The 13,673-nt window shown below is 61.1% G+C and carries 13 protein-coding genes; 3 read left to right on the top strand and 10 right to left on the bottom strand.

Going from position 1 to position 13,673, the window contains the following annotated elements; all coding sequences use genetic code 11:
* The 3 genes from purF to radA all read right to left on the bottom strand — a co-directional run.
* Nucleotides 1-1,164, bottom strand: a 1,164-nt coding sequence (gene purF, locus QZ213_RS13970) for an amidophosphoribosyltransferase (protein ID WP_291686664.1), incomplete at its 3' end; no start/stop codon positions are given.
* A 23-nt stretch (nucleotides 1,165-1,187) separates the two neighbouring features.
* On the bottom strand, nucleotides 1,188-1,817 hold the full coding sequence (locus tag QZ213_RS13965) for a CvpA family protein (protein WP_291686663.1): 630 nt from the start codon (nucleotides 1,815-1,817) through the stop codon (nucleotides 1,188-1,190).
* A 161-nt stretch (nucleotides 1,818-1,978) separates the two neighbouring features.
* Entirely contained in the window at nucleotides 1,979-3,445 is a 1,467-nt protein-coding gene (radA, locus tag QZ213_RS13960) for a DNA repair protein RadA (RefSeq protein ID WP_291686662.1), read from the bottom strand.
* A gap of 181 nt (nucleotides 3,446-3,626) precedes the next feature.
* Here radA and QZ213_RS13955 point away from each other — a divergent pair, with 181 nt between their 5' ends.
* Nucleotides 3,627-4,379 carry a DUF5131 family protein gene (locus QZ213_RS13955; RefSeq protein ID WP_291686661.1) on the top strand — a complete coding sequence of 251 codons (753 nt, stop codon included), beginning with the start codon at nucleotides 3,627-3,629 and terminating at the stop codon, nucleotides 4,377-4,379.
* A gap of 2 nt (nucleotides 4,380-4,381) precedes the next feature.
* Here QZ213_RS13955 and QZ213_RS13950 read toward each other — a convergent pair whose 3' ends face one another.
* Together QZ213_RS13950 and QZ213_RS13945 are read right to left on the bottom strand one after the other, a co-directional pair.
* Nucleotides 4,382-5,209: a three-Cys-motif partner protein TcmP gene (locus tag QZ213_RS13950; RefSeq protein WP_291686660.1), complete on the bottom strand. Its 828-nt coding sequence runs from the start codon at nucleotides 5,207-5,209 to the stop codon at nucleotides 4,382-4,384.
* Between the two features lie 377 nt (nucleotides 5,210-5,586).
* On the bottom strand, nucleotides 5,587-6,519 hold the full coding sequence (locus QZ213_RS13945) for an FkbM family methyltransferase (RefSeq protein WP_291686659.1): 933 nt from the start codon (nucleotides 6,517-6,519) through the stop codon (nucleotides 5,587-5,589).
* Between the two features lie 434 nt (nucleotides 6,520-6,953).
* Between QZ213_RS13945 and QZ213_RS13940 the strand changes: the two genes are divergently transcribed.
* On the top strand, nucleotides 6,954-8,177 hold the full coding sequence (locus QZ213_RS13940; protein ID WP_291686658.1) for an ABC transporter substrate-binding protein: 1,224 nt from the start codon (nucleotides 6,954-6,956) through the stop codon (nucleotides 8,175-8,177).
* Nucleotides 8,178-8,344: 167 nt separating this feature from the next.
* Here QZ213_RS13940 and QZ213_RS13935 read toward each other — a convergent pair whose 3' ends face one another.
* The gene (locus tag QZ213_RS13935) at nucleotides 8,345-9,445 is read right to left on the bottom strand and encodes a DUF2336 domain-containing protein (RefSeq protein ID WP_291686657.1); all 1,101 of its coding nucleotides are present in this window, start codon (nucleotides 9,443-9,445) and stop codon (nucleotides 8,345-8,347) included.
* A 134-nt stretch (nucleotides 9,446-9,579) separates the two neighbouring features.
* On the bottom strand, nucleotides 9,580-9,837 hold the full coding sequence (locus QZ213_RS13930; RefSeq protein WP_291686656.1) for a hypothetical protein: 258 nt from the start codon (nucleotides 9,835-9,837) through the stop codon (nucleotides 9,580-9,582).
* 441 nt (nucleotides 9,838-10,278) lie between these two features.
* Between QZ213_RS13930 and QZ213_RS13925 the strand changes: the two genes are divergently transcribed.
* Nucleotides 10,279-10,557, top strand: a complete 279-nt coding sequence (locus QZ213_RS13925; protein ID WP_291686665.1) for a hypothetical protein — start codon at nucleotides 10,279-10,281, stop codon at nucleotides 10,555-10,557.
* Here QZ213_RS13925 and QZ213_RS13920 read toward each other — a convergent pair.
* The 3 genes from QZ213_RS13920 to QZ213_RS13910 form a co-directional block, all read right to left on the bottom strand.
* A complete protein-coding gene (locus tag QZ213_RS13920) occupies nucleotides 10,550-11,320 on the bottom strand; it encodes an exodeoxyribonuclease III (RefSeq protein WP_291686655.1) in 771 nt (256 codons plus the stop codon). The two genes, QZ213_RS13925 and QZ213_RS13920, sit on opposite strands and share 8 nt — an antisense overlap.
* 90 nt (nucleotides 11,321-11,410) lie before the next feature.
* A complete protein-coding gene (gene alr / locus QZ213_RS13915; RefSeq protein WP_291686654.1) occupies nucleotides 11,411-12,616 on the bottom strand; it encodes an alanine racemase in 1,206 nt (401 codons plus the stop codon).
* 49 nt (nucleotides 12,617-12,665) lie between these two features.
* On the bottom strand, nucleotides 12,666-13,673 hold a 1,008-nt coding region (locus tag QZ213_RS13910), incomplete at its 5' end, for a replicative DNA helicase (RefSeq protein ID WP_291686653.1).

Below are 13,673 nucleotides of genomic sequence, written 5' to 3'. Positions count from 1 at the left end.
GCGCTTGCCTTCGATCGCGGCGCGGTTGGCCGAATGCTTCATGCGCACGCCGAGTTCGCGCACGCTCTGGGTCGGCTGGATGAAGGTGCGGCCGACATAATGGTTGCGGATGATGCCGAGCTCGAACGGCACGCCGGAATGCTGGCTGTAGCCGACCGCGGCGGGCACGCCGGAATCCGGCACCGGCACCACGACGTCGACGGGAACGTGGCTTTCGCGCGCCAGCTGCGCGCCGAAGGCCTTGCGGACGTCGTAGACCGAGCGGCCGCCGACGATGGAATCCGGCCGCGAGAAATAGATGTATTCGAAGATGCAGGGCCGCGGCGGTTTGGGCGGAAACGGCTTATGGCTCTGGGCGCCGCGCTCGTCGAACACGATGATTTCGCCGGGTTCGACGTCCCTGACATATTTCGCGCCGATGATGTCGAGCGCGCAGGTCTCCGACGCGAGAATCGGGCAGCCGTCGAGTTCGCCCAGCACCAGGGGACGGATGCCGAGCGGATCGCGGGCCCCGATCAGCTTCTTGTTGGTCATCGACACCAGCGAATAGGCGCCCTCGATGGCGCGCAGCGCCTCGATGAAGCGGTCGATGAAGCGGTTGCGTTTGGACTGCGCCACCAGATGCAGGATCACCTCGGTGTCGGTGGTGGATTGCATCATGGCGCCGTTGCGCACGAGTTCGCGGCGCAAGGTCAGCCCGTTGGTGAGGTTGCCGTTATGGCCGACGGCAAATCCGCCGGCATTGAGCTCGGCGAACAGCGGCTGCACGTTGCGCAGGATGGTCGCGCCGGTCGTGGAATAGCGGACATGACCGACGGCGATGGGGCCGGGGAGGCGTTCGATCACCTCGCGGCGGGAGAAGGTGTCGCCGACGAGACCCAGCCGCCTCTCGCTGTGAAAACGCGTGCCGTCGAAGGAAACGATGCCGGCGGCCTCCTGGCCGCGGTGCTGAAGGGCGTGCAGGCCGAGCGCGGTGATGGCGGCGGCTTCGGGATGGCCGAAGATGCCGAAAACGCCGCATTCCTCGCGAAGCGTGTCGCCGTCCAAATCGGAATCTGTCAGATCGATCGGACCGAGGTCCAGCTGGTTCGGACCCAAATCGAGTTTGTCCGGGTCCAGTTGATGTTGCGCGGCGTCTTCGGAAGGGCTCGGTTTACAGTCCATCGCGCCTCTCTTTTGGCCTGGTTTCACCGCGCCACGGGTTTCTCGATCAGCTTTTTGAGGCTGTCGCGCGCAGGTTTGGTGTAACCATCGCCGGACGCCGGCGGAGCCGGCTCGGTGTCAGTCTGCTCTTCGTCTGGTTTATTCTTCTTGAATTTCTTCAAGATGGTGTTCTCGGGGTCGTCAGGCAAGAGCGCCATTAACCAATCCCCGGTTCCCTGCAGCACTACCCGGGACTTGGCCCCGGTAACCCAGTCGGGCCGCTGCTTGTCCGGGACCAGCCAGGAGAAGAACAGGAAGGCGACGACGACGATCAGCAGGCCCCGGGCGAGGCCGAACAGGAACCCGAGGGTGCGGTCCAGCGCGCCGATCCGGGAATCCAGGATCATGTCGGAAATCCGCACCGTGATGATGGAAACCACGATCAAGGTGCCGATGAAGACGCCGGCCACCACCACCACGCTGGCGACGGTGTCGTTGTTGAAATAGGTCTTGGCGGTCGGCAGCAGCTTGGAGAAGGCGTAGAGCGTCACCAGCGCCGCCGCGCCCCAGGCCGCGATCGACAGGATCTCCCGCATGAAGCCGCGCACCATCGCGAGCAGGCCGGAAATCAGCATCACGGCGAGCAGGATGAGATCAAGTATCGTTATCGGCATCGGCTAGTCAGGTCCGCCCGTGAGTTCCAAACCGCGAATCGGCATGTCGATGCCGCACCTCAAGTGAAGGGCAGATGGCCCCTCTCGCAAGGGCGGAAATCGGGTCACCCCCGGCCGCGCGCGGGTGGTATAGCGGCGAGGGCGTGGTGCGTCACCTGCGGCTAGCCTTCCTGACGCCGGAATCTCGCAGGTGTGGCATTTTTCTCAGCCGCCGCGGGTTCGCGGTTTCCGTCGCGGTTGCCTCTGGGGGTGCCACGCGCGGCGATCTCCGCCACCAGGGTGGTCAATCCGCCGACGGTATTGAGCGAAAGCCCGGCGTCGCCGCCGATCTCGCCGCGGGCCGATTCGGGCAGCACGGCGCGGCCGAAACCGAGTTTTGCCGCCTCTTTCAGTCGCGCCGACGTCTGCGCCACCGGGCGGACCGCGCCGGACAGTGAAATCTCGCCGAAATAGACCGCGTCCGTCGGCAGCGGCGCATTGACCAGCGACGACACCAGCGCTGCGGCAGCGGCAAGGTCGGCTGCGGGTTCCTGGATGCGCAGGCCGCCCGCGACGTTCAAATAGACGTCATGGCCCGAGAGTTTGACGCCGCAATGGGCCTCCAGCACCGCCAGCACCATCGACAGCCGGCTCGGGTCCCAGCCCACCACCGCGCGGCGCGGGGTGCCGAGCGTGGTCGGCGCCACCAGCGCCTGCAATTCCACCAGCACCGGGCGGGTGCCTTCGATCCCCGCGAATACCGCCGTGCCCGGACTTCCCAAATCGCGCTCCGACAAAAACAGCTCGGACGGATTGGAAACCTCGCGCAGGCCGAGGCCGGTCATTTCGAACACGCCGATCTCGTCGGTCGGCCCGAACCGGTTCTTCACCGCGCGCAAAATCCGGAATTGCTGCGAGCCTTCGCCCTCGAACGACAGCACCGCGTCCACCATGTGCTCGACCACGCGGGGACCGGCGATCTGGCCGTCCTTGGTCACATGGCCGACCAGGATGATGGCGGCGCCGGATTTTTTCGCGAATCGAATCAGCGCCTGCGCCGAGGCGCGCACCTGGGTCACCGTGCCCGGCGCGGATTCCACGGTGTCGGTCCACATGGTCTGGATCGAATCGATCACGATCAGCCGCGGCACCGGTCCTTCGGACAGCGTGGAGACGATGTCCTCGACCGAGGTTTCGGCGGCAAGCTGCACCGGCGCATCGGCAAGGCCCAGCCGTTCGGCGCGCAGCCGCACCTGAGCCACCGCCTCTTCGCCCGAAATATAGACCGCGCGGTGCCCGGCGCGCGCCATCAGGCTGGTCGCCTGCGTCAGCAGCGTCGATTTGCCGATGCCGGGATCGCCGCCGACCAGCAGCACCGAGCCGCGCACAAAACCGCCGCCGGTGACGCGGTCGAGCTCGGCCATGCCCGAGGGCAGGCGAGGGGCGTCCGCGCTCTTGCCGGTGAGAGTTTCCAGCGCAAACGTCCGGCCCTTGCGCTTGCTGCGGATCGAGACCGGCATCGAGGTCGCGCCGGTGGTATCCTCCTCGGAGAGCGTGTTCCACTCGCCGCAGGACTCGCACTTGCCCTGCCAGCGGTTATACGCCGCGCCGCAGTTCTGGCAGACGAAGGAGAGGGAGGATTTGGCCATGGGGGTGCGCCAGATTCGATTGTTCTTATTTTGTTCTATAACTGATTAAAGATCAGTTCGCGACAGAAAAACGGACTAGGCGTCGGACACAAAGTCGGCTCCGCTACGACGGCAGACCGTTCGATCACGTAACTAATTCTAACCACTTTCTTGAGATTCTATCGGCACTTGAGGGAATCTAATGGCCGAAACATCAATCGAATGGACGGACGCGACTTGGAATCCCGTGGCCGGCTGCACCGTTCTTACTGCAGGCTGCACGAATTGCTACGCCATGCGGATGGCGGCCAGGCTTGAGGCGATGGGCACCCCAAAGTACCGCGGCCTCACCCGGAAAAGCGGGGGACGGGCGGTCTGGACCGGTAAAATTCGTTTGGATCATGCGTCGCTCGACGCACCGAAAACTTGGTCGAAGCCTCGCAAGGTTTTCGTCAACTCGATGTCCGACCTATTTCATGATCATGTTCCAATTGAATTCATCGCTCGGGTTTGGGACGTTATGAAAAGCACCCCCCGGCACACGTATCAAATCCTCACGAAGCGCCCTGAGCGCATGGCCCAAGTTCTAGCCCAACCATCATTCGAAATCCTCTCGAACGTCTGGCTCGGTACCAGCGTTGAGGACAGTCGCGTTCTGAATAGGTTGGACGACATTCGACGGGTGCCGGCTGCAATCAGATTTGTTTCCCTTGAGCCGCTAATCGGGTCCGTTGCCGAAGGTGATCTGACCGGCATCCATTGGGCGATCGTCGGTGGAGAAAGCGGCCCGCGCGCTCGCGAAATGAAGCCTGAGTGGGTCGACGAAATCGAGGCGATGTGTCGGTCCTCTGGAACGGCGTTCTTCTTCAAGCAGTGGGGCGGAAAAAACAAGAAGGCGGCGGGGCGCGTGCTAAACGGCAAGACCTACGATGAGATGCCTGACCTGAGGCTGTGATCTCATCGATATTTTTTGAGAATGGTGTCTATGATTTTTTGCGCAACGGGCTTCTGCGAAGCAAAGAACAAGTAGTACACAACAGCATTGGTGCTGTTCCTCATTGGTAGCGGCTCGGCGACGAACTGGAACCCTGCCACTTTGCGCAGCCTGTCGCGAAACGCCCCAACGATCGCATCATTGCCCTGCTTTACAATGTCTGGTGCACCGAACAAGTTACCTTGCGCATGTTCGGTGTAGGCCGCCTCTCTCCATGAATCATCACCCCAAAAACTGTTCATCCGATCAATACCGTCCTTAGGAACGGCGCTGGGATTATGCCAAATCGCGTTCCTGTTCATATCCATCACCGGAAAATTCAGGAACATATCGATAGCGCGGGACTGGCCGGCCATCTCCATTGCTCGCCATTCCAGGTGAAGACCGTAAGGATCGAAGAGGCAGAGCGCTCGCTTATAGTCCTCGTACTTGATCGTAGGCAGAAGCGTCTGGATTAGATATTTCGAGGCATCGCCTGTTTCGATATGGACGTCACTACGGCCAGCACAGAGCGTCCTCAGATAGGCAGTTTTCTGCGCGTCCATATCGATAAAAAAGAAGCCATCGAAAGGCGGTGACGTTTTCAGCGCACGGGCTGGACTGCCCTCGATCTGCCCACCACTACGCTTCGAGATGTGGACGCCGGCTCCACTGAACGCGTCGATATAGAATTTTTTCAGACCTCGTTGGTTGGCAAAGGCTGCTGTATAGGCCGAGCCGTATTTTTCAACGATCTCGAGCTTTAGCTCGGACCAAATGCCAACCTCATCGAATTTAAATGGTATCGGCACAGGCGCTAATCATGTGTTGCTGCCACGTCTTCACGCTGAACGACTCGATCTTGCGTCGGCGAAAGCCGGGCGTTCCATGACGGCTGAGCCCGATTAGAGCCGCTTCAATCGCCATAGCACCCTCCCGAACGATCGCTAGTTCATCAAGCCCGCCTAGCGTCTTACAACTTCAGGTAATTTTCAACCAGCGATTGCTTGGTGTCCGGGCGTTACTTGATGGACACGAACGACACCGCCGAGCCCGCCACCATGGTGGACGGAAGCAAAGAGGAGGCGGGGTACGCCGGAGCCTGTCATCGGGCCGCGCTTTGCGCGGACCCGTTGGGCTGACCCGCCCGGCCTTCCACTACCACGACCATTGCCGGGCTCGCGGTCCCTCATTCATCAACGATCTGCCCGCCGTCATAGCCGCACGCAACGCGTCCGAGCGCCGCACGAAATGCTTCGGTATCGACCGTGGACGCAAGTGCTGCAAACTCGTCGGGTTTTGCAATTCGGCGGGCGCGACCCAGGAGCGACGTGATGAGCTCGGTGTCGAGATATGGCAGGCTCGCCCAGAATCCGCGCGCGAGATCCTGCGCCAGCGCATGATCGGGATGTCGCTTGTTTTCGGGGGCGCGGCCGATCTCGTACATGTGGCGAACCGCGTGCCACGGCGCCCGCTCGGACGGAAGGCGCGCCATGATCTCGGGATGTTCCTGCGCGACATAGAAGCGGTTGACGGTGTCGAACAGAACGAAGCGGTAGCCCTGGGCCAGAAGGAACGGCTCCCAGTCCTGCCATGCCGGCTCCGACGACATCGGTGCTACCGCTTCGGCGACGATCACTTTGGGTCGAAAGCGCTTCCAATCGCCGCCGAACAGCACATCGCCTTCGGCGCCCTCGACGTCGATCTTGAGGAAGTCGATCGAGCCCACATCGTGCCTTTCGCATAAATCGGCCAGGGTGGTCACGGGCATGCGAACGGTTTGATAGTCGACGCCGAAGGCTCTTGCTTTTTCCGCATGGGATTGGCTGGTCGTCGAGAGCCCATGCAGACGCTCCACTGCATAGAAGTCGATTTCGCCGCAGTGGCGTCCGACCAGGCCACGCACCACGATATCGCGCGGCCGCAGCCGCTGGTACAGCGCCGCAAGTTCAGGCTGTGGCTCGACGACCATGCCGTTCCAGCCGCGCTCGTAGAACCAGAATGACACATTGTCCGCAATCGGATGCCCGGCGCCGACATCGACGTAGGTCCCGGTGGTCTGTCCCGCGAAGGCAAGCGAAAGATGATAGTCCTCAAGATTCTGTGCGTAGGATAGGTCCATTCGCATCCTCGGCTCTCTTTGGCGTGCTGATGCATCTTCAGCCGACCAGCCAGCGCGCGCAGTGGCTTGTCGGCATTCTGTCGGTTTCTTCATTCTGCTCCAATTTTCGGAACTTGGCGTCAAGGCTCTCTGCGAAAACATCGAATAATAGCGGTCTCAGGTCCATCGCCATACAGGCAGGCCGAAGGCGGAGCGGCTCCTGTCTTGCGCACCACGCTTATCGGCATACAGCGGCCGTGCCGCTGATAGGTGAGCCCGAACCAGGATGACCAGGATGCGACCGCCACACGGCGGCGCATTCTGTCGTGGCATTGCTTATGGTTCCCGGATTTTCGGAAACCCGTCCTCTGCGCTTTTCATCGCGCGTTTTTTTAGTATAGGCTGACGAAATGACGGTGCGGCGAAGTACCGCGACCGCTTTTGGGGAGGAAGGCATGACTCTATTCAGGTCGACGGCTGCTCTCGTGTTGGCGCTCGGCGCGACATTCGCAACGCCCGCACTCGCGCAGAAGAAATACGATACCGGCGCGAGCGACACGGAGATCAAGGTCGGTCAGACCATCCCTCTCAGTGGACCGGCTTCCGCCTACGGTGGCATCGGCAAGGTGCAGGCCGCCTATGTCCGCATGATCAACGAGCAGGGTGGAGTCAACGGGCGCAAGATCAATCTCATTCAGTACGACGATGCCTACAGTCCGCCGAAGACCGTCGAGCAGGTGCGCAAGCTTGTTGAAAGCGACGAGGTTCTTACCACCTTCCAGATCATCGGTACGCCGCCGAATGCCGCGGTCCAGAAATATCTGAACGAGAAAAAAGTGCCGCAGCTTCTGGCCTCGACTGGTGCGACGCGCTTCACCGATCCGAAGAATTTTCCGTGGACGATCGCTTTCAACCCCAACTACCAGTCGGAAGCCCATATCTACGCGAAATACATTCTTGCCAACCATCCGGACGCGAAGATCGCCATTCTCTATCAGAACGACGATCTCGGAAAGGATTACGTCAAGGGGCTGAAGGACGCGCTTGGGGCGAAGGCTTCGAGCATGATCGTCGCCGAGAAGTCCTACGAATTGTCCGATCCGACCGTTGACTCGCAGATGGTGACGCTGAAAGCTTCCGGCGCCGACCTTTTCTATAATATCACAACGCCGAAATTCGGCGCTCAGGCGATCAAGAAAGCGGCCGAACTCGGCTGGAAGCCCGTCCAGATTCTCGATATCAACGCGACGCCGGTCAGCCAAACGCTGGTTCCTGCCGGCGTTGAGAACGCCAAGGGCATCATTTCGGTCAATTACGGCAAGGACCCGCTCGACCCGCAATGGGCCGACGACGAGGGCATGAAACGCTACAAGGCTTTCATGGCGAAATATGCTCCGGCCGAGGACGCCAACAGCGGCATCGCGACTTACGGCTACTCAACCGCGGCGCTGCTTGTGCAGATACTCAAGCAATGCGGCGATGATCTCACGCGCGCCAATATCATGAACCAGGCGACGAACATCAAGGGCTACGCCGCTGATCTCGCGCTGCCGGGCATGACTATCTCCACCGAACCGGATGATTGGCGCATCAACAAGCAATTCCAGATGATGAAATTCGACGGCCAGCGCTGGGTTCTGTTTGGGCCGATCCTGACGGATGAATTCAAGACGAACTGAACGACTTGCTTAAGAGCGGACATCGAATGGCAGCCATTCGATGTGACCCGCACTCCGTTCGCGGCAAACTGGTTCAGATTCGCCCGATCGCCAGCGGTGGATTTGGGTAGCGGAGATTGATTTATATGCCTGGGGGAACCGCGTAAGCACTTAACTGGCGCACTCGATCAGCGTTCGAGCGACTTGCCGCCGTCAGGGGCCTTGCGCGACCGGTACAATCTAATGACGCTCTGCGCCGTCTGGACACTCAGGCGGGAAAATCTTGCTTTGAGCGAATCAAGGCGTTGTGCGGAAAGTTTGAAATCGGGCGCGCCAAGAAACAGGAGCGACATCGCGGTCTCCCACGAATAATCAAGTGACCTGGCAAAGATAATCGGCATTTCGCCGGTGCCGTCGATCAATCCTCGCTCAATGATGTTTGCCGGCAGGGAGCATAACAACGACAGGCCTATCGTTACTTCCGGGAATTTGTGGGCCTGCGAATATTCGAAAATATCCTTCTCATCGAGATTGCCGTATCGATGAAGCGCCGAAACGGCTTTTTTCGCGCGGAAAAAATCCTTTGACGCGGGCCCGAATACCGAATGCAGCTGGCTGGTGACGTCCGCGACGAGCGTTTGAATTTCTACCGCCATGTCCGGACGCTCACGCTCCAGCTTCTTTCTTACTTCGTCCGATGCTTTTGCAATCAACTGCTGGAAGATCGATCTCGGAATGTCGCTGCGCTGACCGACAATCTCGATCAGGATGGAATCGCGTTCGGATCGCTTTATCAGCTTCAGAAAGCCGAAATGCGAAAAACGCGCTCCGGCGTTTTTTGCCACGGAGTTCACGACCTCCTTGTTGCCGACCGACACGAGCACGTCCGTAACCGGCTCGGTGACGGATTCTCGTCTTGATATTGCGAGAAGGTGTTCCTGGCTCTCCGAACTGGCAATCGAAACCAGGGTCTGCACGTCGATCCGTTTTGAATGCCGGAGAACGGGTTCCGCAACATGGATCGATTTGTCAGCCGCCAATTTGTTGATGCAATTGATCGGGGCGTTTCCGGCAACAGCAAGCCGCCTTGCGAGTTGCGCCCGTGCCACGACCTCAAGCTCACGCGCGAGCCGCTCGATGACCTGTCCAAAGACCCAGATTTGCTCCTCGGAATATTGGCCAGTTATCAGAACATCCGTCGTATGCCACAACGCCCGCAAGAGGCTTTCATTGGAGCCTCGTGAAATTGACTCTTCAAGCTGCTGCAAAAGCGATGCAGTGCCATCCATTGGCCGGCTCGATCTGGTTTGAAAACAAATCTGAAAAACTCCCGCGCATCATGCGCGGCGATGAATACTGCTAGCTCGTTACCAATCCGGCCGGACCTGGTTGCGTTCCAACGCTGGCCACTTGCGAAATCGCCCTAATCGACCAACCTTAATTGCACCCGACGGGGACGCTCCCTTTCGCATTTTTCCGCATGGAGTTTTCGGAGGCGGTCGTGTTCGTCCTGGAAATCCTGGAGGGCATGATGCAGGTCCGATGCGGCCTGGCGCATTTGGCTTCGTATCTCACGGCGTTCGGATGAACTAAGGTGCGTCGATCCCAAATCTTCCCATGCCACGCGGAGCAATTGTTTCAGCCCGAGAATGTTCTTGGCAATCAGTTCAAGTTCCGTCATCGGCGTCTCTTGATGACCGATGGCCGAATTATTCTGTGGGCAGTCCTGATTCGCAACGAGTTTTCTTTTGGAGATTGCGGAGCAAGACAGGCCGTGGGGTTACGGCCGGCCGAATGCCCGTGCCGCTGCTGTGCGGGGGCAAGATCGTTGGCGATGCAACACTCAGATAGCGACACGCCATCCAAATAGTGACAGCGCGGCGGACGTTCCCCGCAACGGATTAAGGCGTTCGTCGGGATGACGTCCGCCAGGGTTCGTGCTTGGACCAATCGCCGCTTGGTTAACCAGTCCTCACCGCGAAGCCGGGAATGACGCTCATCTAGCGTCCGAGTCATTAAAAATTGAAGCGTATTCAATTCATATCACCGAAGGATTGGATCCGTCATGAACCGCCAGAACACGCCGCCGCTGCCCGTCACCGCGTTCGAGGCCATCGTCAACATGGCCCCGCGCGATGAGGTGCCGGCGCAGATGAGCTTCCCCTGGTATGCGTCCGCCATGCTGGCATTTGAATCCCTCGAAGTGATTCGTCTTCGTCTGGAAAAACTCCTGGTCGGTGGCGATGCCGCCGATCACGAAGCCCGCCTCATGGTAAGCGAGAAGGTCGATGCGATGCTCGAGGCGGGGGCGAGCCTGATGACCGGCGCAACGCCCGCTTCCATCGTTGACCGCTATCGCGAACATGTCGCCGCCAATACCAAGCGGCTTTCCGCTATCTGAGCACGATCCACGCCGGCGCGTGATCGCTGGCGCCTTCCTCGCCGCGTATCTTGCGATCGACGCCGGCCTTGCTCAGGCGTGGGGCAAGGGCAGGGCTCAGCAGGAGGTGATCGAGCCGCAGGCCCGCGTCGCGCGGCCAGCGGTTTCGCTTGTAATCCCAGAAGGTGTAGATCGGTTTTTCGGGGTGCAATTCGCGGATCGCGTCGCACCAGCCTTGCGCCAACAGGGATTTAAACGCGGCGCGGCTCTTCGGCTGGATCAGCGCGTCCTTGTCCCATGATTTCGTCGGATAGATGTCGAGTCCGGTCGGCGCGACGTTGTAGTCGCCCGCCAGCACGGTCGGAATCCCCTGCTTGATGAATTTCGCAGCGTGCGATTTCAGCCGCCTGAACCAGTCGAGCTTGTAGTCGAACTTCGGCCCGGGCTGCGGATTACCGTTCGGCAGGTAGATGCTGGTGACGATGACGCCGTTGACGGCGGCCTCGATATAGCGCGCCTCGCTATCTTCGGCGTCGCCGGGAAGCTGGTTGCGGATCAGCACGGGATCGGCGTTGCGCGCCAGGATGGCGACGCCGTTCCAGGTTTTTTGCCCGCGCCAGACCGCGCCGTAGCCGGCCTTGTCGATTGCGGAGACCGGGAAATCTTCGTCGGTCGATTTCAATTCCTGCAGCGCGACGACATCCGGTTTCGCCGCGCGCAGCCAGCGCAGCAAATTGGGCAGGCGGCGGTTGACATTGTTGATGTTGAAGGTTGCGATTTTCATGGGCAGGCTGGCGAATGTCGATCAAATGCAGAGCGCCGTGCCCGGCGGCGGGCGCATCATCGCCTGTCTGAACAAGCCGTACGGCCGGCTCTAGCTCGCGGCGGCAACGGCGGCGGCCTCGGCCGCGCCGCCCTTGTAGACCCGCGCATAGCGCGGGCCGAGGCTGGTGAGCACTTCGTAGCCGATGGTGCCGAAATGGTGCGCGAGTTCGTCGACCGTGATGCCCTCGCCAATCAGCGTCGCCATATGGCCGCGCCGCGCGGCGTTCTTTTCGAGATCGGTGACATCGACGGCCATCAAGTCCATGGAAATGCGGCCGGCGATCGGGCAGCGCTTGCCGGCGATGATCACCTCGGCGCCGCGGGTGCCGTCATTGCTGCTCCCGGCGCGGAAATATCCGTCAGCGTAACCTGCGGAGACGATCGCGAGCCGGGTCGGCCGCCGCGCGGTCCAGGTTCCGCCGTAACCGACGGCCTCGCCTTTATCGATCGAGCGGATATGCACGATGCGGGCCTTCAGGTCGACCACGCCCTGCATCGGGTTGTCGGCTTCTGGCGTCGGATTGATGCCGTAGAGGGCTGCCCCTGGCCGCACCAGATCGAACTGGAACTGCGCGCCGAGGTAAACGCCGGAGGAATTCGCCAACGAGGCCGGCACGCCCGAGAAAAGACTGGCGATCTCGCGGAAGGTGGCGAGCTGTTTGGCGTTCAGCGGATGATTGAGCAACTCGGCGCAGGCGAGGTGGCTCATGACCAGCGTAATGCCGTGGTCGCCGGCATTGATCCGGGGAATGATGCCCTGCGCTTCCGAAATCGTCAGCCCGAGCCGGTTCATGCCAGTGTCGATGTGGATACCCGCGCCGCCTTGCCAGCCTGAGCGGCGGCAGAATACGTCCCATTCGGCAAGTTCGTTGAGGTCACCGATCACGGGCCTCGCGTTGACTTCGGCATAGGCGTCGCCGCAATTCTGGAAGAAGCCGTCGAGCACATAGATGGCGGCCGATGGTACCGCGGCGCGCGCGGCGCGGGCTTCGTTCAGCGTGGCGACGAAAAACGTCTTGCAGCCGGCCCCGGCCAGCGCGCGAGCGACCGGATCGAGGCCGCAGCCATAGGCGTTCGCCTTGATCACGCCGGCGCATTCGGCCGGCACTGCGGTCTTCTCGAGCTTGCGCCAGTTCGCGACGATGGCGTCGAGATCGACGGTCAGGACGCCGGTGGCGGGCGCAAGCGCCGCCGCCTGATTGGCTTCGGGCGTAAGCAGCTCGCTGACCGATTTCGGGTCGGGGGCGATGTTCATGCTGCCGTTTTACGCGCGACCGCCCGGCGGTTCAACCGGGCAGCCGGCGTCAATAGGCCCGATCCGGAAGCTGGCCGTCCGGGGCGAGGTCGCCGAAGCGGGTGACGTTGGCCTCGAAGTGCAGTTCGACGGTGCCGGTCGGGCCGTGGCGTTGCTTGCCGATGATGACTTCGGCCTTGCCGTGCGCGAGGTCCATTTCCGTCTGCCACTTCGCGTATTCCTCCGTGCCGGCGCGGGGTTCCTTGTTCGCCAGGTAATATTCCTCGCGGTACACGAACATCACCACGTCGGCGTCCTGCTCAATCGAGCCGGATTCACGCAGATCCGACAGCTGCGGGCGCTTGTCGTCGCGGTTTTCAACCTGGCGCGACAGCTGCGACAGCGCGATTACGGGAACGTTGAGCTCTTTTGCCAGCGCCTTCAGGTTGGTCGTGATCTCCGTCACCTCCTGCACGCGGTTGTCGTTGCCGCGCTTTCCCGAACCCGAAAGCAGCTGGATGTAGTCGATCACGATGAGGTCGAGCCCCTTCTGCCGCTTCAGCCGCCGCGCCCGCGCGGTGAGCTGCGAGATCGACAGGCCGCCGGTTTCGTCGACATAGAACGGCAGCGACTGCAGCTCGATCGAATAATCGCGGATCTTTTCGAAATCGACCTCGGTGATGCCGCCGCGGCGGATCAAACTGGAGGAAATGCCGGTGCGCTCGGCGATGATACGGGTGGCGAGCTGTTCGGCCGACATTTCGCAGGAGAAGAAGCCGACAACGCCGCCATTGACCGACTTCATGGTGCCGTCGGGCTGAACCTCGGCGCGGTGCGCCCTGGCGACGTTAAAGGCGATGTTGGTGGCGAGCGCGGTCTTGCCCATGCCCGGACGGCCGGCCAGAACGATGAGGTCGGAAGGCTGCAGGCCGCCCATCTTGCTGTCGAGGTCGCGCAGACCGGTGGCGATGCCGGAGAGTTTGCCGTCGCGCTGGAACGCCTTGGCGGCCATGTCGACGGCGACGGTGAGCGCCTGGGAAAAGCGCTGGAAACCGCCGTCGTAGCGGCCGGATTCGGC

The organism is Bradyrhizobium sp. (assembly GCF_017881085.1).
Taxonomy (GTDB): Bacteria; Pseudomonadota; Alphaproteobacteria; order Rhizobiales; family Xanthobacteraceae; genus Bradyrhizobium.
Note: the sequence above shows the minus strand (reverse complement) of the source record. Positions and strands in the feature narration are given on the sequence as shown.

Coding starts and splice junctions, on each gene's coding strand:
- QZ213_RS13965 (WP_291686663.1), bottom strand. CDS start 1,817: ATGCCGATAACGATACTTGATCTCATCCTGCTCGCCGTGATGCTGATT.
- radA (WP_291686662.1), bottom strand. CDS start 3,445: ATGGCCAAATCCTCCCTCTCCTTCGTCTGCCAGAACTGCGGCGCGGCG.
- QZ213_RS13955 (WP_291686661.1), top strand. CDS start 3,627: ATGGCCGAAACATCAATCGAATGGACGGACGCGACTTGGAATCCCGTG.
- QZ213_RS13945 (WP_291686659.1), bottom strand. CDS start 6,519: ATGGACCTATCCTACGCACAGAATCTTGAGGACTATCATCTTTCGCTT.
- QZ213_RS13940 (WP_291686658.1), top strand. CDS start 6,954: ATGACTCTATTCAGGTCGACGGCTGCTCTCGTGTTGGCGCTCGGCGCG.
- QZ213_RS13935 (WP_291686657.1), bottom strand. CDS start 9,445: ATGGATGGCACTGCATCGCTTTTGCAGCAGCTTGAAGAGTCAATTTCA.
- QZ213_RS13930 (WP_291686656.1), bottom strand. CDS start 9,837: ATGACGGAACTTGAACTGATTGCCAAGAACATTCTCGGGCTGAAACAA.
- QZ213_RS13925 (WP_291686665.1), top strand. CDS start 10,279: ATGGCCCCGCGCGATGAGGTGCCGGCGCAGATGAGCTTCCCCTGGTAT.
- QZ213_RS13920 (WP_291686655.1), bottom strand. CDS start 11,320: ATGAAAATCGCAACCTTCAACATCAACAATGTCAACCGCCGCCTGCCC.
- alr (WP_291686654.1), bottom strand. CDS start 12,616: ATGAACATCGCCCCCGACCCGAAATCGGTCAGCGAGCTGCTTACGCCC.